The 20,054-nt window shown below is 72.1% G+C and carries 17 protein-coding genes and 1 pseudogene; 9 read left to right on the forward strand and 9 right to left on the reverse strand.

Annotated elements, in window-relative coordinates; translation table 11 throughout:
* Window positions 1–5: 5 nt before the first annotated feature.
* Entirely contained in the window at window positions 6–1,127 is a 1,122-nt protein-coding gene (locus ACIPYS_RS03350; RefSeq protein WP_400742431.1) for a fatty acid desaturase family protein, read from the forward strand.
* A 19-nt stretch (window positions 1,128–1,146) separates the two neighbouring features.
* Here ACIPYS_RS03350 and ACIPYS_RS03355 read toward each other — a convergent pair whose 3' ends face one another.
* Window positions 1,147–1,827 carry a DUF4097 family beta strand repeat-containing protein gene (locus ACIPYS_RS03355; RefSeq protein ID WP_400742434.1) on the reverse strand — a complete coding sequence of 227 codons (681 nt, stop codon included), beginning with the start codon at window positions 1,825–1,827 and terminating at the stop codon, window positions 1,147–1,149.
* A gap of 73 nt (window positions 1,828–1,900) precedes the next feature.
* On the reverse strand, window positions 1,901–2,248 hold the full coding sequence (locus ACIPYS_RS03360) for a DoxX family protein (protein WP_093862556.1): 348 nt from the start codon (window positions 2,246–2,248) through the stop codon (window positions 1,901–1,903).
* A 287-nt stretch (window positions 2,249–2,535) separates the two neighbouring features.
* On the opposite strand from ACIPYS_RS03360, the gene ACIPYS_RS03365 reads away from it, so the two are divergent.
* Window positions 2,536–3,144 carry a hypothetical protein gene (locus ACIPYS_RS03365; RefSeq protein ID WP_400742438.1) on the forward strand — a complete coding sequence of 203 codons (609 nt, stop codon included), beginning with the start codon at window positions 2,536–2,538 and terminating at the stop codon, window positions 3,142–3,144.
* A 204-nt stretch (window positions 3,145–3,348) separates the two neighbouring features.
* Here ACIPYS_RS03365 and ACIPYS_RS03370 read toward each other — a convergent pair whose 3' ends face one another.
* The 3 genes from ACIPYS_RS03370 to ACIPYS_RS03380 all read right to left on the reverse strand — a co-directional run bounded on the left by ACIPYS_RS03370 (window position 3,349) and on the right by ACIPYS_RS03380 (window position 5,334).
* Window positions 3,349–4,149 carry a class I SAM-dependent methyltransferase gene (locus ACIPYS_RS03370; protein ID WP_400742441.1) on the reverse strand — a complete coding sequence of 267 codons (801 nt, stop codon included), beginning with the start codon at window positions 4,147–4,149 and terminating at the stop codon, window positions 3,349–3,351.
* Window positions 4,150–4,249: 100 nt separating this feature from the next.
* On the reverse strand, window positions 4,250–4,474 hold the full coding sequence (locus ACIPYS_RS03375; protein ID WP_400742444.1) for a DUF397 domain-containing protein: 225 nt from the start codon (window positions 4,472–4,474) through the stop codon (window positions 4,250–4,252).
* Entirely contained in the window at window positions 4,471–5,334 is an 864-nt protein-coding gene (locus tag ACIPYS_RS03380) for a helix-turn-helix domain-containing protein (RefSeq protein ID WP_400742446.1), read from the reverse strand. The genes ACIPYS_RS03375 and ACIPYS_RS03380 overlap by 4 nt, the downstream gene beginning before the upstream one ends.
* A 297-nt stretch (window positions 5,335–5,631) precedes the next feature.
* On the opposite strand from ACIPYS_RS03380, the gene ACIPYS_RS03385 reads away from it, so the two are divergent.
* From ACIPYS_RS03385 to ACIPYS_RS03410, 6 genes and pseudogenes are all read left to right on the forward strand, one after another.
* The gene (locus tag ACIPYS_RS03385; protein WP_400742449.1) at window positions 5,632–6,000 is read left to right on the forward strand and encodes an ATP-binding protein; all 369 of its coding nucleotides are present in this window, start codon (window positions 5,632–5,634) and stop codon (window positions 5,998–6,000) included.
* Window positions 5,997–6,233: a hypothetical protein gene (locus ACIPYS_RS03390; protein WP_093862563.1), complete on the forward strand. Its 237-nt coding sequence runs from the start codon at window positions 5,997–5,999 to the stop codon at window positions 6,231–6,233. The genes ACIPYS_RS03385 and ACIPYS_RS03390 overlap by 4 nt, the downstream gene beginning before the upstream one ends.
* A complete protein-coding gene (locus ACIPYS_RS03395; RefSeq protein ID WP_400742454.1) occupies window positions 6,230–6,364 on the forward strand; it encodes a hypothetical protein in 135 nt (44 codons plus the stop codon). Before ACIPYS_RS03390 ends, ACIPYS_RS03395 begins: the two co-directional genes overlap by 4 nt.
* A 117-nt stretch (window positions 6,365–6,481) precedes the next feature.
* On the forward strand, window positions 6,482–7,033 hold the full coding sequence (locus ACIPYS_RS03400) for a SigE family RNA polymerase sigma factor (protein ID WP_400742457.1): 552 nt from the start codon (window positions 6,482–6,484) through the stop codon (window positions 7,031–7,033).
* Window positions 7,023–8,384, forward strand: coding sequence for a hypothetical protein (locus ACIPYS_RS03405; protein ID WP_400742460.1), 1,362 nt, complete (start codon window positions 7,023–7,025; stop codon window positions 8,382–8,384). Before ACIPYS_RS03400 ends, ACIPYS_RS03405 begins: the two co-directional genes overlap by 11 nt.
* A 186-nt stretch (window positions 8,385–8,570) precedes the next feature.
* Window positions 8,571–8,705: pseudogene (locus tag ACIPYS_RS03410) on the forward strand (aminoglycoside phosphotransferase family protein); the annotation flags it as partial.
* An 80-nt stretch (window positions 8,706–8,785) separates the two neighbouring features.
* On the opposite strand, the gene ACIPYS_RS03415 reads toward ACIPYS_RS03410, so the two are convergent.
* Window positions 8,786–10,660, reverse strand: coding sequence for a CocE/NonD family hydrolase (locus ACIPYS_RS03415; protein WP_400742463.1), 1,875 nt, complete (start codon window positions 10,658–10,660; stop codon window positions 8,786–8,788).
* A gap of 218 nt (window positions 10,661–10,878) precedes the next feature.
* Window positions 10,879–11,811 (reverse strand): hydrolase, encoded by a 933-nt coding sequence (locus ACIPYS_RS03420; RefSeq protein WP_400742466.1) that lies wholly within the window; start codon window positions 11,809–11,811, stop codon window positions 10,879–10,881.
* Between the two features lie 265 nt (window positions 11,812–12,076).
* Here ACIPYS_RS03420 and ACIPYS_RS03425 point away from each other — a divergent pair, with 265 nt between their 5' ends.
* Window positions 12,077–13,180 carry a HoxN/HupN/NixA family nickel/cobalt transporter gene (locus tag ACIPYS_RS03425; RefSeq protein WP_400742469.1) on the forward strand — a complete coding sequence of 368 codons (1,104 nt, stop codon included), beginning with the start codon at window positions 12,077–12,079 and terminating at the stop codon, window positions 13,178–13,180.
* 158 nt (window positions 13,181–13,338) lie between these two features.
* Here the strand turns inward: ACIPYS_RS03425 and ACIPYS_RS03430 are convergent, their stop codons facing one another.
* Both ACIPYS_RS03430 and ACIPYS_RS03435 read right to left on the reverse strand, forming a co-directional pair.
* On the reverse strand, window positions 13,339–19,545 hold the full coding sequence (locus tag ACIPYS_RS03430) for a DNRLRE domain-containing protein (protein WP_400742472.1): 6,207 nt from the start codon (window positions 19,543–19,545) through the stop codon (window positions 13,339–13,341).
* Between the two features lie 234 nt (window positions 19,546–19,779).
* Window positions 19,780–20,052: a hypothetical protein gene (locus ACIPYS_RS03435; RefSeq protein ID WP_400742475.1), complete on the reverse strand. Its 273-nt coding sequence runs from the start codon at window positions 20,050–20,052 to the stop codon at window positions 19,780–19,782.
* Window positions 20,053–20,054 lie beyond the last annotated feature (2 nt).

Here is a 20,054-nt window from a genome sequence, read left to right on the forward strand (position 1 = left end):
GCAACGTGACCGCCATCGACCCCACCGCCCACCTGACCGCGGAGCAGATCGAGGAGCTCGGCCGCGAGCTGGACGCGATCCGCGACGAGGTGATCGCCGACCGAGGCGAGAAGGACGCCGCCTACATCCGCAAGGTCATCTCGGCACAGCGCAAGCTGGAGCTGGCCAGCAGGGGTGTGCTGCTGTTCTCGATCTTCCCGCCCGCCTGGCTGATCGGCACCGCCGGCCTGTCCGTGGCGAAGATCATGGACAACATGGAGATCGGGCACAACATCCTGCACGGCCAGTGGGACTGGATGCGGGACCCGAAGATCCACTCCACCGCCTGGGAGTGGGACCACGTCTCGCCGTCCGACCAGTGGAAGCACTCCCACAACGAGCTGCACCACACGTACACCAACGTGATCGGCAAGGACAACGACCTCGGCTACGGCATCATGCGCGTCGACGAGGACCAGCGGTGGCACCCGTTCCACCTCGGCCAGCCGCTGTGGAACTTCCTCAACGCCTGCTTCTTCGAGTACGGCATCGCCGCGTACGACCTGGAGCTCGGCAAGAACCTGCGCAAGCGCCGCCGCAACAACCCGGAGTTCCGCGCCCGGGTCAGGGCCGTGGGCCGCAAGATCCGCAAGCAGGTGCTCAAGGACTACGTGGTCCACCCGCTGCTGTCGGGCCCGTCGTTCCTCACCACCCTCGCCGCGACGTTCACCGCCAACCTGGTCCGCAACCTCTGGACCCACTCGGTGATCATGTGCGGGCACTTCCCCGAGGGCGTGCAGGTCTTCGAGCGCCGGTCGATCGAGGGCGAGACGCGCGGCCAGTGGTACCTGCGTCAGATGATGGGCTCGGCGAACATCAGCAGCAGCAAGGCCATGCACTTCATGACCGGCAACCTGTCGCACCAGATCGAGCACCACCTGTTCCCGGACCTGCCGAGCAACCGGTACGCGGAGGTCGCGGTGAAGGTGCGCGCGCTGTTCGAGAAGTACGAGCTGGTGTACGTCACCGGGCCGCTGCCCAAGCAGGTGTTCTCCGCGTGGCACAAGGTCTTCCGGCTCTCGCTGCCGAACCGGAAGCCCAAGGGGGGCAGGACGCCGGACCGCGAGCGGGAGCTCGTCGCGGCCTGACCCCGGGAGCCGCATCCGTTCAGAGGGTGCGGACGGCGATGTCGCCGTGAGCGGTGGTGGCCGTGACGGCCAGGCCCGTGGCGGCCGGGCCCGTAACGCCGGTCCTGGTCAGGCCGTCGTGGACGCGGCCCCGGCCGGTGGCGGCGGTCAGGGTGGCGGAGGTGCCGCGCGCGGCACCGACCGTGATGTCGCCGTGCCCGGTCCGCAGGTCGAGCGCGCCGCCGGTGGCCTCGGTGACGGTGAGGTCGCCCCTGCGGGTGCTGATCCGGGCCGGGCCGGTCAGGCGGCCGAGGCGGATGTCGCCGGACTGGACGGTGAGGTGGGCGCCGGCGGCCTCGTCGAGTTCGACGAGGCCGTGGGCACCCTCGAAGGTGACCTCGCCCAGGCGGCCGACGCCGCGCAGCTCGCCGAGCGCTGCCGTGACCTGGACCCGGGAGCCGGCCGGCAGCCGCACGGTCACCGCCACCTTCCCGGCGCTCCCCAGGGCCCGGCTCCTCGCCGGTCCGGCCGAGATGCGCAGCACCCCGTCGCCGCAGCTGACCCGCACCTGCGCGGCGGCCTTCACGTCGTGGCTCCTCGACGCGTCGGCGGGGAGGACCTCGACGGTGGTGTCGGCGCGTTCGGCGGCGACGAAGCGCACCGAGGCGGCGGGGACGTCGACGGCGGCGGTGAGCGGGGCGGGGGTGGCGAACTTCAGCATCGTGGTTCTCCTGTTGCTTGCGCGTGCTTGCCCGCGCCTGGCTGGTTGCCTGCTTGCTTCCGGCACCGGAGAGTCAGGAGGCGAGGCCCAGGCCCAGGGTCACCGCGACGGGGGCGAGGTAGAGGAGCGGGAACGCCACGGTCTTGAAGGAGCGGGCGCGCAGGCAGGTGATCACCGCGCCGAGGAAGTACAGGATCAGGCCGATCGCGGCGGCGACACCGAGGGCCGGGACGGCGAGGCCGACCAGCAGGCCGGCCGCCCCCGCGAGCTTCGCCAGCGCCAGCGGGCCCCACCACGAACGCGGCACCCCGTACTCGACGAGCGGCTGGGTGACGAACTCCGCCCGCCGGGCGAGCGAGACACCGGAGAAGCCGACCCAGAGAGCGCTGACAACGGCGAGGACGACGTGGGCGACGGACATGACGAATACCCCTGATTCGGATGGAGGGAGTGGCGGGAGACGGGCGGACCGACTCCGCCCCGCCCCTGCCGCACTTGCTCGAACACTCCACTGACCCGCCACCCGCACCGGATGTGACAGCCCGGCGAAGAATTGTTTCGAGGCTCTTCCCCGGGCGTTGTCGCCCGGGCGCGCGGAGGAGGGGACTTTCGGCGTTTCGCCGCTGAACCGGTGCCCGCTGCGGGATCGTTGCCCACGAGGCGCGGCGAACGGCCCGTGCCGAGCGGGCCGACAACGGAGGACCGTCGATGGCTGAACGGCAGACGTGGACCACGGACGAGTTCGGGTCCTCGCACGAAGGGTCCATCGGCGTGCTCCTGCCCGACGGCACGGTCCCGCAGCCGGCGCACTTCCCCCTGTCGTCCGGAGGGGGCGGGCACACCACCTCGGAGTGGAGCGTCTACGACGGCCGCTTCAGCCTCACGCCCAGGGCACACGCCCTGCGTGCCGTGTGCTCGTGCGGCTGGACCGGGACCGAGCACCCGCTCGACTGGGAGCAGATCGGTGAGCAGGATCTCCGGGCCGCTGCCTGGGACCTCGCGGAGGAATGCGAGACGGAATGGTGGGACGGGCACACGGTCGCGGTCGAGAAGTCGGCCGTCGCCGTCCCGGAGGACATCACCGACCTGCTGCGCCTCGTCTCGGAGAAGATCGAGAAGCTGGCCCGGCAGTCGCCGCTGGCGGCCGTCCGGGCTGCCAGGCTGCTGGAGGTGACCGCCGTCCGGTCCGGCTACTGGCCGGCCCACGACGTGCGGGCCAAGGCGAGCTCCGATGAGGCCGCCGCCGCGTTCGGCCTGAACGAGGACGACACCCGGTACCTGCTCGCGCGATTGGGTGACTGGAACCCGTACAGCTGAGGTCCTGAAGGCAGGACCTCGGGACCGACGTCCTGGTGGACCTCTCGTGGTGCTGTGCCGTTCGGCCGACGGGTGGACCGAGGCCCTGGATTCCTGCGCAGGAAGTCGGATGCGCCGACTTCCTGCGCAGGGCGGCGCGGGCCCTGCCGATTCGGCAGGGCCCGCGCTGTGGGGTGGGGCAATGGATCGTTGCGGGCGCGGAGGTCAGTGGCGGCGGGTGAGGAAGAGGTCGTGGATGTGCTCGACCGGGACGCCGTCGCCGTGGGAGTCGAGGACGGCGGCGGTGTCGGCGAGGGCCTGGGCGCGGTGGTCGGCGGGGAGGGCGGCGTACATCGAGAGGGAGGAGAGGTAGGCGAGGTAGTCGGCCGTCCCGTAGTAAGCCTCCTCGCGGAAGCGCAGTGAGCGGAGGTCGGTGAACCGGTCGTCCGTCGCGCAGTCGACGGCCGGCCAGTGGCCGAGCATGTCGGGCCAGTGCCCAGGAGTGTCGCCGAAGGCCGAGGCGAGGACGGCGTGCGGGGTGTGGGTGAGGCCGTGGCGGCGGTCGACGTCGGTGAGGGCGGCGTGGAGGGCGGGGTCGCGGATGCCCAAGGGGTTCCAGAAGAGCGCGACCGTTCCGCCCGGGGCGAGGGCGTCGTGGGCGAGGTCCCAGCGGCGGGCCGGGTCGATCCAGTGCCAGGAGGTCGCGGCGAAGAGCAGCCCGAAGCGGGTGTCGGTGGGCTGCCGGTCCTCGAAGTTGCCCACCTCGATGCGGACGTGGGGGTGGGCCGCGGTGTTGCGGCGCAGGACCTCGGCCATGCGGGGGTCGGGTTCGACGCAGGTGAGCGGACTGGTGAGGGCGGTGGCGAACGGGACGGTGGCCTTGCCCGTGCCCGCCCCGACCTCGAGGGCGGGGCGGTCGCCGAGGGCGGCGTAGTCCAGGACGGCGGAGACGAGGACAGAGGGGTAGCCGGGGCGGACCGCGTCGTATATCTCGGCAACGCCGCCGAAGAGTTGGCGGCGGGTCATGTCGATGGGGTCGGGGGAGGGCGTCACGGGGACCTTTCGGAATGGGACGGCCCGCCCGCCAGGTATGGCGGGCGGGCCGTCGTGGCGAGGCCGGGTCCGGTCAGAAGAGGTCGAAGTCGAACTCGCCCGAGGCAACCGCAGTGATGAACGCGGTGTGTGCGGAGGCGGTGAGTGTCAGCGCCGGGCCGGAAGGATTCTTCGAGTCACGGACGTACGAGACCGGGGCGTTCGGCATGGCGAACTCGACGCAGTTGCCCGAGTCGTTGCTCCAGGAGGACTTCCTCCACGTCAGATCCAGCGCTGCGGCGTCGGGGTGGAACGTCATGTGATCTTGTCTCTCTGATCGGTGATGATGGCGAGCGAGTCGTCGAGCCCGAGCGCGTCGGCCCGGATGGCGTCGAACTTCGCCGCGAATACGTCGACATCGACTGCGTCCTCGACCCAGAGATTGCTCAAAGTGCCGTCGACCATGACAACGTCGAGATCTTGTCGCTGAGGGAAGCCGAGGATCGTGAACGCGCCGCCCATCCCGTGGTGCGCGGGGGCACTGATCGGCATCACCTGAAGGTTGATGTTCGGCAGCGTGGCCCGGTCGAGCAGGCGTGAGAGCTGTTCGGCCATGATGGCGGGGCCGCCGACATGGGATCGAATGGCTGCCTCGTGGATCACTGCCCACAGGGTGAGCGGATCGTTTCTGGTCAGCGCGCTCTGGCGAGCCATGCGGACATCGACCAGCGCCTCGACGTTGATGTCCGGGCGCATATTGAGCTTCTTGATGATCTCGCGTGCGTAGGCAGGTGTTTGCAGCAGGCCCGGGATGAATGCGCCCTCGTAGTTGCGTACTGACGAGGCGGTGGCCTCCAGGGTGATCAGGTCGCCGAGGGTGGGGTTGATGTGGGCGCCGTAGCTCTGCCACCACATCCCGCGCTGGGATCCGTTCTTGGCCATGCCGACCAGAGCCGAGATGAGGTCGGTGTCCTCGCACTTGTAGAGCGACAGGAGCTTCTTGACGTCGTCGACCTTGGTGGCGCCGCGGCCGTTCTCGATACGGGAGAGCTTGGGTTGGCTCATGCCTGTCAACGCGTCGGCGACCTCGTCGTGCGAGAGGCCGGCCTCTTCGCGTTTGCGACGCAGTTCGGCGCCGAGTTGCCTTCGTCGAACTGTTGGACCTGCTGCTGCGGCCATCCCCGCCCTCTCTGAGCCTCGCCGGACCAGTGTGCCCCGGTGGCGGTCGCCTCCGCCACCGGGTAACTGCCACTGTAGGGGCGCCGATTGATGTTCGATTTGGATATATCCAAAATTCCAAGATGAGTTGCGAAGGTGCCTGCCGAGGCCCCATGCTGACTGTGACGAGCCGCACACTGTCGGCAATCGCCGATCGCTGCTGTGCGCGTTGGTGCCATGGCTGCATGTTGATCAGATCCAGCTGATTGATCATCAGGCGCCTGATGGAATCCACTCCACCCCTACGGAGGTCTCCGTATGTCCACGCTCCCCCTGCCCCCCGACTGGTCGCTCGCCCGTGAGGAGTTGCGCGCGGTGCTCGTGCGCGCCGGGTGGTCCGACGGTGCCTTCCGCGACGCCGAGTTGGCGTTGTGCGAGCTGTTCGTCAACGCCTGGAAGCACGGAGGCTCGCTGGCCCCGCTGGTGGTCGTCGTCCTCCTGGAGGGGAAGCTCCGGGTGTCCGTCGCGGACGGGTGCCCGAACCTTCCCGAGCAGAGAACTGCGGACGGACCCTACGCGCTCTCCGGGCGCGGGCTGCACCTCGTCCGCTCGCTCACGGACCGCTTCGGCGCGGACCCGCGCAGGTCCGGCAAGTCGGTCTGGTTCGAGCTGGACTCCGCCGCGTGAGCGCCCCCGACAGCGCCCCGATCGGGCCCCACGACCCCCGCATCGGCACCTACAGCGAGGTCGAGGTGGAGGCGCTCCTGGCCGAACTCCACGAGCGCGGAAAGGCCCTCGGCATCGTCTGGCCCTCCGCCACCACCGAAGGCGTGGTCGACGGCCGGGTGCTGGTCCGGTTCGGCAACGCCCCGACCGCCACCCTCCTCAACCTCCTCGCCCTGCTCAAGGCCCGGCCGTGACCCTGACCCGGCTGCTGGTCGGGATCGCCCTCTCCTTCCTCGCCCTCCTTGCCCTGGCGACCGTCGTCCTCGGCGTCGTCCTCGTCCGCCGGATGCCCGGCCGGCCGGAGGAGGACGAGTCGTCGGACTGAGACATTCGGCAGCAGCGGCCGCCCGGGACCGGTGCTCGGGCGGCCCCGGCGCTGTGTGAGGATCGGTCGCCGGAATCCCGGTGCCACAAGACCACCGAGTGATCGCGTTAGTAGGGCATGGAGCAAATACAGGGGGCGGAGGCACCGGCGGTCGAGTCGGGAGCGCCGCCCGACTTTCCGGCCTTCGTGGCATCGCGGGGGCGCCATCTGCTGCGGACGGCGTTCCTGCTCACCGGTGGTGACGCGCATCTCGCCGAGGACCTCGTGCAGGAGGCGCTCGGACGAGTCTTCGTGAAGTGGCGTCGGATCTCGCGCCTGGACAACCCGAGCGGCTACGCGCAGACCGTCCTCGTCAACACCTTCCTCTCGCACCGCCGTCGGCGCAGCAGCACCGAACGGGTCACCGACGTGCTGCCCGATGCCGCGGTCACCGACCCCGACCCCGCCCTGCGGCTCACGCTCCTCCGGGCGCTCGGCGAACTGCCGCCGCAGGACCGGGCGGTGCTGGTGCTGCGTTTCTGGGAGGACCGCAGCGTGGAGGAGACGGCGGCGGCGATGCGGCTGAGCAGTACGGCCGTCCGTTCGCGCAGCAGCCGGGCGCTGGCCCGGATGCGGGACACGTTGGGGTCGGCGTTCACGGACAAGGAGGTGCTGCGTCATGCCGGTTGAGGACGACTTCGCGGTCCACATCGGGGCCGGGTTCGAGGAGCGGTTCGCCCGGGAGCTGCGCGGGGCGGCCGCCCTGGCGCCCGACGAGTCGTTGTTCACCCTGGCGGCCGGGGCCGAGCGGTTGGGACGGCGCCGGCGCAACCGGCGGCGGGCCGCGGTCGCCGGTGGTGCGGCTCTCGCCGTGCTCGCCGTCGCCGGTGTGGGGGCGTTCGTCGGAGGACCGGGGCCGGGACTGTTCGGTCCGGCCGCGGAAGCGCCGATGACCGGCGACGACGTGGTGCGGCTGGTGGCCGGTCTGCTGCCGCCGGGCACCGTGGCGGACACGACCGCGTCGGCCCCGGGTGACGCGACCGAGTCGAGCAACCACCCGTACATGACTGCGGGACTGTTCAACTACGACGACGGCAACGGGGTGAGCTCGATCCACTACTTCGTCGAACGCGGAGCGCAGACGCCCGAGCAGGCCGCCGTCTGCAACCCGCGGGTGGTGCCGGAGGATCCCTGCGACCGCACCGTCCGGCCGGACGGTGCGGTGCTGATGATCGACAAGACCAGGGACGCCACATTCGAGGGGCAGCGGGCGTGGCGGGGTGTCTATGCGGCGCCGGACGGTACGAAGGTCACCCTGGTCGAGTTCAACGGAAGCCCGGTGAGCCCGACGAGGGAGCTGCCGCCGCTGGACGCGGAACGGCTCGCTGCAGTGGTGACCGCGCCGGAGTGGGGGCGGGTGGTCTCGGCGATGCCGGCGAACCCGAACGCGCCCAGGGCGTCCTCCGGACCGGCGTTCCCGCCGTCGACGGCCACTGCGCGCACGGCCCCGCCGTCGACGGCCGCCGCAGGCACCACCCCGCCCTCGACCGTCACCGCGACCACCGAGCCGTCCTTCCCCGCCATGTCCACACCCGCGCCCGGGGAGTCGCTGCCGGAGCTGACCGCGGTGCTGGCCGGACTGCTGCCCACCGGCGCGAAGGAGGTGGGTCGGGACGCGGAGAACGGCGCCGTGGCGGTCGAGTACGAGGGTCGGACCAGCAGGCTGTCCGTCCATCTGGAGCCTGCCGGGCCGCGTGGAATCGAATTCAAGAAGGGGGCCGAGGAGGGAACGCCGACACCGCTGGAGGTCAGGCAGAAACTGCCCGACGGCACGTTCGTCGTGATGAACCAGTTCGGCAACGGCAAGAGTGCCGTCGACCCGCTCCTGCACTGGGTGGTGTGGGTGTACTACCCCGACGGGCGCAACGTCCTGATCAGTGAGGGCAACGGCGAGGACGAGCACACGTACCGGCCCGGTCAGCCGGCGCTCTCGGTCGAGCAGTTGAGGGCCATGGTCATGGCGCCCGACTGGCGGAAATGACCCTTCTCGGACCCCTCCCCTATGCTGTCCTGCCGCTCCGCACGGGGGGAGCGGCAGGACAGCAGGGGGTCGAGCGGTGGAACTGGCCGGGGTGGCACGGGCGGCGTTCGGGCACGGGCGGTGTTTCGAAGGGGAGTTCGCCCGAGCCTGGGCGGGACCGACGACCCGGACGGCCCCGGACCGGACCTCTACGGACTGGCGATCCGCCTCCCCCTGGTCGCCGGACCGCTGCACCTGCTCGACGGCAACTTCCCGCACCGCGCCGCGATGCGGGCGATCGCCGAGCACAACCTGAGCGAGGTGCTGGCCCTGGTGGAGTGAGCCGAAGGGGATCTCCTCCTATGCCGCGCCGCAGTCATGACCTTCCCGGTAGCGCGGACCGTCCGTGGGGAGGGGCCCGATCAGGTGCTCTCCCGGCGGATGCGCTGGTGCCACTCCTTCTCGAACACGACGTTGCCGGCCTCCTCCGCCCGGAGCCGGGTGTGGGCGAGCAGGTGGGTCGCGTCGCAGCGGAGTTCGGTGCGGGTGTGCACGGTGACGTCCCAGCCGAGGGCGGGGCGTTCGAGGCGCAGGGTGCGGTCGGTGCGGGCCTGGGCACTGAGGGGAGTGGCGGTCAGGACCCGGTAGGCGGTGACGGTGTGCTCGGCACGGACCAGGCCGTCGGAGTGGGTGCGGGTGCCGTCGGTGGCCGGGGAGAGTTCGGTGCGCCACTCGCGGCGGCCGATGTCGTGGACGGTGACGCGTTCGGGGCGGGCGGCGAGGGGTTCGGTGAGGTGCAGCGGGGGCGGCAGGGGGAGGGTGGGGGAGCGGAAGGGGGCCGCCTCCGGGGTGCCCGGGTCGTGGACCGGGAGAGTGAGGGCGGAGTGGGAGGGGTCGACGGCGAAGCCGTCGGGGTCGGCGCCGGGCCACAGCCAGGGCCAGTACGTGGACGAGAGGGCGAGCCGCAGCCGGTGGCCGGGCGGGACGGTGGCGCCGACCGGGGCGAGCGTGACCACCGGGTCGGGGCCGGCCGGCTCGGCCGGGAGGGTGAGGACGCCCCGGGTGAGCAGGGTCGAGGTGCCGTCCGGGGCGACGGCGCAGAGGCGGGCGGCGACCAGGGCGCCGCCGCTCGCCGGATCCGGGCGCAGGGTCAGCGCCGGGGTGCCGTGCAGCTCCAGCGGTTCGGGCAGCGGCCGGGAGTCGAAGCAGACCGAGCGCCCGTCCTCCTCGCGCTGGTCCGGGGGGCGGTCGGCGGGGCGGCCGTGCGGGACGTAGGAACCGGCGTTGAGGCCGGTGTGCTGGGGCGAGCGGACGCGCACCCAGCGGTCCTCGGAGGCGGTGCCGGCGGTGCGCAGCGGGCCGTCGAGGCCGTACCGGACCTCGCGGACCCCGGGGGACGGCCAGGGGTCGTCGGCGGACCAGCGGGTGCCGAGCCAGCTGCGCAGGGCGGGGGTGGCGAGGGCGCCGGTGTCGACGTCGCGCAGCCAGTGGTCGTACCAGCGCAGGGCCTCGGGGAGGAGTTCGTCGGGGAGTCCGTGCGGCCAGGGGCCGAGGACGGCGCGGACGGGGACGGCGGTGGAGCCTCCGGCGCGTGCGAGTGCCAGCACCGCCGCGGCGGACGGATCGGTCCAGCCGGCGACGGCGAGGGTGGGGACGGCGGCGGCCGGGGCGGGGGCCGCCGGGGCGTCGAGCCAGTCGGCGAGCGGGGGTTCGAGGGCGTCGAGCCGGGCCAGCCAACGGGCCCGCCAGTCGTCGCCGACGTACAGCGGGTCCGGTGGGCGGGCGGCGTCGGCGAGGTGGGCGGTGGCGCGGGTGTGGCCGTCGGCGGCGAGGACGGCGCGGCCGAGGCGGTGCGGGCCGTCGGGGCAGGCGGTGACGACGGCGCGCACGGTGTCCGGGGCGCGGGCGGCGATCCGCAGTGCGAGGGCCCCCGCCGCGCCGGTGCCGAGCAGTCCGGTCCGTCCGTTGCACCAGGGCCGGCCGGCGAGCCAGTGGACCAGGGCGGCGCCGTCCTCGACGAGCAGGTCGGCGGAGGCGGAGCCGGGCGGCAGCCCGCCGGAGTTGCCGTGGCCGCGGGCGTCGATGCGGACGGCGGCGTGGCCGTGGCCGGCGAGCCAGGGGTGGCGGCGGGCGTCCTCGGTGGCGGTCCAGTCGGTGAGCCGGTCGGTGGAGTACTCCAGGACGACGGGGACGGGCTCGTCGGTCGCGGGGCGCCAGAGGCGGGCGTACAGCTCGGTGCCGTCGGGGAGGGGGACGCGCAGCTCCTCGCGGGTGGTGCGGTGCGGGTACGAGGGCATGGCCGCTCCCATCGGGTCCCGGTCGGTGCGGATCGGTGCGGATCATTCCGACACTAGGGGAGGAAGCGGTCGCCCGCCCGGTGGGAGGGGGACGGGGCGAAGGGGAGCGGGAGGGGCCGGGCGGGGGCTGGAGCAGGAGGAGCCGGACGGACGGGAGGGGGACGGGCTGGACGGGAGCGGTCGCGCCCGGCGGACGGGCCGGGCGCGACCGGCCGGGGTCAGGCCTTGCTCAGCCACGCCGTGGCGTTGAGGGCGAGCGCGGCATTGGTGCCGGCCGGGTCGTCCCAGCCGTTGAACAGGTTGTTGCCGGACTGGCCGGTGCCGTCGTCGGCGGGGGAGCTGTCGCCCCAGGCGGCGACCCGGCCGCTGCCGTAGCCGCTGGTGACGAAGAAGGCGCCGGTGTTCCCGGACGAGCCGGTGCGGTAGACGATGCCCTTGACCTTGGGGTTGTCGGCCGGCTTGAGGGTGAAGGTGGTGCCGGAGCGCAGGATCGAGCCGGTGACGGTGCCGAAGGGACCGTGCAGCACCGGGTCGGCGGCGTCGTTGACGGCGCGCGGGTTGTCGGTGGAGATGTTCTTGACGTCGACCGAGAAGCCGAACGGGTCGTTGTTGTTCACACCGTTGTTGGTGAACAGGTCGTTGATGATCGCCGGGGAGTCCCAGCCGTCGTTGTTGCGGTCGCTCCGGTCGTGGTCGGAGACGAGGAACAGCCCGCCGCCGTTCTGCACGAAGCGGAGGATCGCGGACTTCTCCGCCGCGGAGAAGCGGATGTTCGGCTCGGGGATCACGACGGTGTCGAAGTTGGCGAGGTCGAGCGCGGCGCCGGTGCCGTAGCTGATGGTGGAGCCGGCCGGGAGGGTCTTCAGGCTGTACTGGCCGGTCTTCTGGAGGGCGACGCCCCAGGCGGAGAGGGCGCCGGTCCAGCTCTTCTCGGTGGTGGGGCTGGCGTTCTGGGTGCGCGGGTCGGGCTGGGCGGTGGAGATGATCCAGTCCGCGTTGCCGGCGGTCTCGCCCTTGCTGTTGTCGAACAGGACGCGGTGGGGGAGCGCCGAGGTCGCGGCGGCGGCCGGGGCGGGGGCGGTGAGCGCGAGCGTGCCGGTGGCGAGCAGGGCGGACGCGGCCAGCGCGAGCGTGCTTCGACGGAGCATCATGTGCCGTCCCTCCGGAGGGGTTTGGGGTGCGGGACGACCGAGTATCCGCGCGTAGAACGGCGTCTTCCGGGCAGGTCGGGTTACCGCCGCTTGTACGGTTCATGACCATCTCTGTCCGGGGGAGGGCTTCGTGGGCCCCCGGTTCGTCCGCCACCCGGTAACCAGGTCGTAATTGCGCATGACTTGCAACTAATTACGACCAGAAGGAAAGATGGCCCAGCTCCGGCGCCCCGGAGCCGCTACGGCCCCACGAAAGGACCCCCCGATGACCGGCCCCCGCTGGCGCGACCGGCTCACCCGTGAGGAGTGGATCCGCCTGGCAGGTATGGGTGGATTCATCCTCGCGCTGCACGTGATCGGCTGGTTCACCCTGCTCGCGGTCATCGCGCCGCAGCACTACGACGTCGGCGGCCAGGTCTTCGGGGCCGGCATGGGGCTCACCGCGTACACGCTCGGCATGCGGCACGCCTTCGACGCCGACCACATCGCCGCCATCGACAACACCACCCGCAAGCTGATGGGCCAGGGCAAGCGCCCGCTGTCGGTCGGCTTCTGGTTCTCGCTGGGCCACTCGTCGATCGTCTTCGGCCTGTGCGCCCTGCTCGCCCTCGGCATCCGCTCGCTGGCCGGCCAGGTCGAGGAGGACGGCTCCACCCTGCACGAGACGACCGGCCTGATCGGCGTCACCGTCTCCGGCACCTTCCTGCTGGCGCTCGGCCTGATCAACCTGGGCGCGTTCAACGGCATCCTCAAGGTCTTCCGGCGGATGCGCGAGGGCGAGTACGACGAGGCCGAGCTGGAGGCCCAGCTGGAGAAGCGCGGCTTCATGAACCGCATCCTCGGCCGGGTGACCAGGGCCGTCACCAAGCCCTGGCACATGTACCCGGTCGGGCTGCTGTTCGGCCTGGGCTTCGACACCGCCACCGAGGTGTCGCTGCTGGTGCTGGCCGGCGGCGCGGCGGCGTTCCAGCTGCCCTGGTACGCGCTGCTGGTGCTGCCGGTCCTGTTCGCGGCCGGGATGAGCCTGCTGGACACCATCGACGGCTCGTTCATGAACTTCGCCTACGAGTGGGCGTTCTCCAAGCCGGTACGCAAGATCTACTACAACCTCACCGTCACCGGGCTCTCGGTGCTGGTCGCCCTGGTCATCGGCTCGATCGAGCTGATCGGGCTGCTCGGCGAGAAGCTGGACATCGGCAGCGGCCCGGTCGCCTGGATCGGCGAGCTGGACCTCAACCTGGTCGGCTACGCCATCGTCGGCCTGTTCGTGCTGACCTGGGTGGCGGCGATCGCCTACTGGAAGCTCGGCAACGTCGAGGAGAAGTGGTCCGCCGGACTCACCGCCGCGGCCGCCGACAAGGGCGAGTAGCCGACCGGGCCCGAGCGCCAGCAGCGCGAGAACGGGAAGCGGCCGGGCCCCGGGGGAGAACCTCCGGGGCCCGGCCTTACCTGTCTTCCACTGGGAACAACGGTGGAGCACCGGTCAGCGGTTCCGTCGTAGCCGGAACTGCTGTCGGCCCGCGCGGCTCAGTACCGCGGGTCCACCCGGTAGATCGGGCGGTCCGGCACCCACCAGTGGCTGGAGCGCCAGATCCCGAAGGTGAACCGCACCCCGTGGCTGCCCCGCTTGTTGGCGGCCTTGAGGAACTGCTTGCCGATCTTCTTCATCAGGTAGGACAGCGCCCACAGCACGTAGCCGGCGGCCCGCGCGACGATGTGCGGGAGCTTGCGCAGGATCTTGCCGATGCCGTTGGCGATCAGACCCGAGACGTAGAGCAGGGTGCCGATGGTGTTGCCCTCGGCCCGGCTGAAGTAGGCGACCCACTTCTTGCGCCAGGACATGCCGGTCAGGTCGTCCATGGTGATCGGGTCGACCGGGTAGCCGTAGGCGTTCGGCGAGCCCTCCAGGACCGGGTCGGTCTGCAGGAACCGGCCGGTGGCCGGGTCGTACAGCCGGACGCCCATCAGGGTGAGGCCGGAGAGGCTGTCGCCCTCGCGCTGCGCCCCGCCGAGCCAGCCGTACTCGGTCGAGCCGGTGGCGTCGACGACGTTGCCGTACTCGTCGTAGTGGTAGACGGCGAGGTCCTGGGTGCCGTCGGGGGACATCTGGACCGAGACGTCGCCGTGCAGGTTGGTCAGCAGCAGGACCGCGCCGCCGTCGGTGCCGGTGGCGGCCGTGAGCTGGCCGGTCAGGTCCAGGACGTTGCGGGTGAGCTTGCCGGCCGCGTCCTTGGACCAGGACGGGCTGTCGGTGCCCGCTTCGAAGTGCTTGGTGTCCTGGGCGGTGACGGCCCAGGTGCCGTCGGTGCCCTTGGTCTCCGTGGTGCTCACCGCGAGGCGGCCGGAGGCGTCCAGGTCCCAGGTCTTGCGGGTGTCGCCGAGGGTCTCGGTGCGGACCAGGTCGTTGACGTAGTAACCGAGCTGGGTGCCCTTCGGCAGGGTGGTGGTGCGGCCGTAGGCGTCGTACGTGTAGCCGGCGTCGGTGAGGCGGTCGGCGGTGTCGTAGCCGTGGTTCTCGGCCTTGGTGACGGCGTCCTGGGTGGCCGGGTCGCAGTCGTCGGTGACGCTGGTGCGGTTGGTCCGGTTGCTGCTCTGGTCGAACGCGTAGGTCCGGGTCGCGCAGGCCAGGCCGGTGCTGTCGGCGGCCTTGGTCAGGCGGCCGGTGGCGTCGTAGGTGTAGCCGCTGGTGGTGCTGTTGCCGTCGGACTGGGTGCGGCCGGCCTGCTGGCCGTGCACGGTGTAGTCGGCGTTGTCGGCAAGCAGGACGGTGCCCGCCTGGTTGCTGTAGGTCTTGCCGGTCTGGCTGCCCCGGCTGTCGTAGCTGTTGGTCAGGGTGTTGCCGCCCGGCATGGTCTGGGTGACCAGCCGGCCCTCGACGTCGTAGGAGGCGGTGAAGGTGCCCGCGACCGAGTCGGTCAGCGTGGTGGGCAGGCCGCGCGGGTCCTTGGCGGTGTCGTAGCCGTAGGTGACGCTGGACGGCACCGAGTCGGACTTCTTCACCACCCGGTCGAGCTTGTCGTACTCGGTGGTGGTGACGTTGCCGGCGCCGTCGTCGTAGGAGACCTGGCGGCCGAGCCTGTCGTAGCCCTGGGTGATGGTGGCCCTGCCGTTGTTGACGGTGGCGAGCTCACCGGTGGCCGGGTCGTAGCCGAGCACGGTGTCGGCGACGGCGGTGCCGGTGCCGCCGGTGACCGAGACCTTCACCGGACGGCCGGCGGCGTCGTAGTCGCGGGTGGTGGTGCGGGTGACGCCGTTGGCGGTCTCGGTCAGCACCGAGACGTTGCCCCAGCGGTCGTACTGGAAGGTCTTCGTCGGCAGCTGGGCCGGGTTGCTCCCGCCGCCGGTGACCTGGGCGGCCGGGGCGACCGAGCAGACCAGGTCGGCCCACTCCGGGTGGCCGGCGCAGGCGCCGGTGCCGGTCGGACCGTAGTACGAGGTGACCGTGGTGGCCGCGTCGGAGCCGGTGGAGTTCGGGCGGCTCTGCGAGGTCACCCGGCCGGCGGCGTCGTAGCCGGTGGCGGTGGTGATCCTCAGGCCGGCCGGGTCCTGGACCGACTGGGTGGGCAGGCCCTGGGCCCAGTCGTAGCCGGTGGCGGTCCTGCGGGTGTCGGCGTCGGCGGCGTAGCCGTCGATCCGGGCGCCGACCGTCACCGAGGTGGTCTTGTCGCTGACCGCGGCGGTCGCCGGGCGGCCCTCGTCGTAGCTGCTCACGGTGTGGGCGCGGGCCGGGACCTCGGCGCCGGTGGTGAGCGCCGGGGAGCTGCCGGAGGCGGCCAGGTCGTGCTCCAGGGTGACCAGCTGCAGCGGGTCGTACTGCTCGACCAGCCGCTTGCCGTCGGCCGAGTAGACCGAGGCCGAGGAGAGCACCTGGGCGCGGTCGGCGGTGGAGCGGCCGGCGATGCCGAGGGCGCGCAGCTTGTTCAGGCCGTCACCGGTGGTGGCCAGGGCGAGGATGCGGTTCTCCGCGGAGAGGGCCCGCACCTGGCTGCCGAAGGCGTTGTACTCGGTGGTGGTGATGCCGCCGCCGGGGGTGGCGGTGTTGACCTCGCGGCCGGACGCGTTGGTGTAGGTCACCGAGGCCCGGTTGTACGCGGCGGTGCCGAGCGCCTTGCCGTCGTGGGTCGACGGGACGGCGTCGGGCGGCAGCACGGCGGTGGCGTCGGTCGGGGCGTCGGTCTGGCCCCAGGCCGCGACGTCGGACGGTGCCAGCGGGTAGGGCGCGTTGGCGCCGCTCAGCGGGACGTCGTAGACCACCGAGGTGGTCGCGGTGCCGTCGGTGACGTCCTTGCTGCCCTGCTTGAGGGTGGGCCGGGAGGCGGCGAGCAGCATGCCCTCGCCGGCGGTGGCCGCGTTGCCGGCCTTGCCGTACTCCAGGGTCCACGGCAGTTCGCCGGGCTCGGTCACGGTGGTGACCCGGCCGGCCGCGTCGTAGCCGTACGCGGTCTTCAGCGCCGGCGAGGTCCGCGGGTCCGACACCTCGCGCAGCCGGCCCTGCTCGTCGTACGCGTACTGCGAAACGACGACGGGGGTGGCCGCGGAGGCGCCGGGGTCGGTGGACCAGAGGCGGATCTGCTTCACCTGGCCGGTCACGTCGCCGAGGGCGGACGCGGTGGCGGTGGTGGCGTCGGCGTAGACGTACTCCAGCACCCGGCAGCCGGCCGTGGACGGCACGGCGGCGCAGTTGACGGAGGCGGTCGCCGAGGTGGGCGCGACCACGTACTTCGGCCGGGCCAGGGTCTTCCCGCCGGAGACGACCTTCTCCGACACCACGGAGGTGGTGGAGTTGTCGCTGGGCAGCGAGGAGGCGGTGGCCTGCCAGGTGGTGGCGGCCGGGTCGACCTTGGCGAAGGCGACCGTGGTGCCCTCGGTGTCCTTCAGGGTGAAGGCCCCGGTGAAGCCGCCGGTCAGGGTGAGGTTCTCGGCGCCGGGCTCGGGCTTCCAGCCGCCCGCGCCGGTGGCCGTGAAGCCGGTCTCGGAGCCGTCGGCGGAGACCACCGAGAGGGAGGTCGCCGAGGTCTTCCGGACGTAGGACCAGTCGGCGTCGGTGATCTCGGCGGTGGTGCCGGAGCTCCACTGCGGGCCGAAGATCGCCGCCTGGCCCTCCTGCGCCGAGCCGTTGGTGGGCCGGCGGGAGGAGAAGGAGCGCTCGGCGTGCAGGCCGAAGACCTCGGCGTCGGTGGCGGACAGGCCGAGGTCACCGGTGAGGGTGTTCACCTCGCCGGGGCCGACCTTGGTCTCCGGGGCGGTGCCGGCGTTGCGGTCCACCGTGACGGTGTTGGGCTCGGTGGCGTCGGTGGCGGTGCCGTCGGTGAAGACCGCGCGGACGTCGACCGGGCCGTTCTCGGTCAGGGTGTCGGTGATGTTCCAGGTCAGCGCGGCCGGCTTGCCACCGGGGGCGGCGAACGGCCAGGCGGTGACCGGCTGGCCGCCGGTGGTGGTGACGTTGGCGGTCGGGACGTCCTTCCAGGCGTCGGTCTCGCCGCGGCGGTACTGGTAGCGCACCCCGGTGTAGGTGCTGTTGCCCTCGGCCTGCAGCGAGGTGCGGCGGGCCGGGCGCTCGCCCGCGGCGGGGGCGACCAGGGCGGAGCCCTTGCCGGCGTAGAAGGTGTAGGTGCGGTCGGCGGAGACGTTGCCCGCGGCGTCCCGGGTGTGCGCGGTGACGGTGTGCGCGCCGGCCTTGAAGGTGAGTTTCGCGCCGACCGGGGCGCCGGTGGTGGCCGCGGTGACCCAGGCGCCGCCGTCCAGCTTGTACTGGACGTCCTTCACGTCGGCGGTCGGCGGGGTGAAGGTGAAGGTGCCGCTGTAGTCGCCGTTGGCGTCCGGGGTGCCCGCCCACTGTCCGGCCGGGAAGTCCCCGGAGGCGATCGCGGTGACGCCGGGCGCGGTGGTGTCCACGGTGAGGGTGCGGAACGCGGACCAGGCGCTGTTGGCGGTGCCGTCCCAGGAGCGGGAGCGCCACTTGTAGGCGCCGGCCGGCAGCGCGGTGCCCGGGGTCCAGGTGAAGGTGGAGCCGGAGGCCGCGTAGGCGGTGTGGCCGGACTGCAGTGCCGCGGTGCCGTTCGCGGCCCAGACCTCGAAGTCGAGCAGGACGTTGCCGCCGTCGGGGTCGGTCGCCTTGGCGGACAGGGTCGGTGTGGCGTCCCCGGTGAGCGCCCCGTTGGCCGGGGCGAGCAGGGTGGAGACGGCCGGCGGGGTGTTGTACGTCACCGACAGGTAGGGCGTGTTGGCGGACGCGTTGCCGGAGTTGAACTTCTTCCAGCCGTACGGGTCGCTCTCGTCGGTGGCGCGGATGCCCAGGGTGTTGTTGGCGTTGCCGTTGCCGGCCCAGGCCTGCACCAGTGAGGTGATGTCCTGGTTCACCCAGCCGTCGTTGCAGGAGCTGGAGTAGCCCTTGGTCGAGGTGGAGGTGGCCCACTTGCGGTTCCAGCCGGGCTGCGCGGTCCACCGGGTGGCGGTGGTGGCGCTGCCGGTGTCCCAGACGTCCCAGCCCTTGGCGGTGCAGGACCAGCTGTGGAAGTTCCAGAGGTTGAGCTTGCCGCTGGTGATCTGCTTCCCGCTGATCTTGGCCATCGGGAACTGCAGGAAGGAGCGGGCGATCTGGCCCGAGCCGTTGTTGCCCAGCTTGAGCTCGGTCTGCGAGGAGACGTCGGTGGCGTAGCCCTGCTGGACGAAGGTGTCGAAGCCGACGCCGATGTTGACCGCCGGGTCCACGGTGACCGGGTACTGGGTCGCCGGGTCGTTGAGGAAGGCCGCGTCCGGGGTGAGGGTGAGGTCGACGGCGTTGCCGTTCTGGGTGACCTTCAGACCGACCGGGGCGGTGCGGGTGTGGTCGCCGCTGCGCTCGTCGACCTTCGCGTCCCACATCACCGGGGCGGGCAGCTGGCCCTTCTCCTCGCCGGTCGCCGGGTCGAGGAAGGAGACCGAGTTGTCCGCGTTGTGGCGGGCCCGCAGGCCGGCCGCGTCCAGGGTCATGGTGACGGTGCCGTTGGCGCCGACCGCGCTGCGGTCCTTGAGTTCGAGGAACTGCTCGAAGCCGGTCCGGGTGGACTCGACGATCAGGTCGGTCGCGGTGAGCGCGTTCGGGTACCGGGCCTTGGTGCCGTCGACCACGGGGGCCGGGAGGGTGCCGCGCCAGGACAGCGACATGCTGGTGCCGTTGCCGTTGTCCAGCGAGACCAGGGGGACGGCGGGGGCCTGCTGATCGCCGGCCGGGGCGCCGGCGGCCTTGAACTTCGACGCGGCGGCGGGTGCGGTGGCGCCGGCCAGGGTGAGGCCGAGCGGGTGGCCCTTGGCCTTGACCGAACCGTCGGCCTGCTGGGCCAGACCGACGTCGATCGGCCGGAGGGCGCCGTCCTTGTCCTTGAAGCGGACGGGGCCGGAGGCGACGTCCAGCGTGGTGGTGCCGTCCGGGTTGATCCAGGTGGTGGTGGACTCGCCGCGCTCGTCGGTCACCTCGATCCGGCGGTTCTCCAGCCGGGCCTTGAGGTGGGCGGTGGCGATGTCCTTGGCCTCGGCCGGGCCGAGGGCCTTGCCGGGCTTGGGCGCGGGGGCCTCGGGGGTGACCGCGACGGCCTGACCGGTCGTCATGACGACGGCGGCGGCCTGGGTGGCGAGGACCACGGCGAGGGCGACCGCGGTGTGGCGCAGGACGCCGTTGCGGCGGTGTGGTGCGGGGGCGGCTGGCACGGTGTTCCCGGCGCGGTGCCGGGGTGGTGTGCCGGTCGGCTGTGACATGGAGCTCCTCGACGGTCTGTGGTGAGGGGTTCGACGGCGACACGCGTCCGCGTTCGGGCACGGCCGAGCCGGCCCGGGGCGACCGGACCTGTGCGCGGGCATGCCGATGGGCATATGCATGTCAATAAGGGGCCGGTCAAGCCATAGGCATGAATCGGCCAAACCCGTGGGTGTGCGCAACCGTCCGAAATCAGGACGGAAGGCGGGAGCGAGCCCGGCGGAGGGCCCCGCGGCCTACGGTGGAGCCGCCACCGTGAAGCGGTGCGCGGGGCCCTCCGCCAGTGCGCGGCGGAGCAGGGCGTACGCCCTCAGCTCGGCCGCCTCCCGGTCGGGGGCGCGGACGTACAGCATGACGCCGACGCCCCCCGGGAAGGAGCGGGCGCGGACGTGCTCCAGGCCGTCGCCCGGAGTGGCGCGCGCCCACAGGGCGCCCTGGACGTCGGCGGGTCCGGTCTCGACGGCGGGCGCGGCCGAGACGTCCAGGAGAGTCAGTTGGACGGCGAACACCG

Source organism: Kitasatospora sp. NPDC089913 (assembly GCF_044748625.1).
Taxonomy (GTDB): Bacteria; Actinomycetota; Actinomycetes; order Streptomycetales; family Streptomycetaceae; genus Kitasatospora.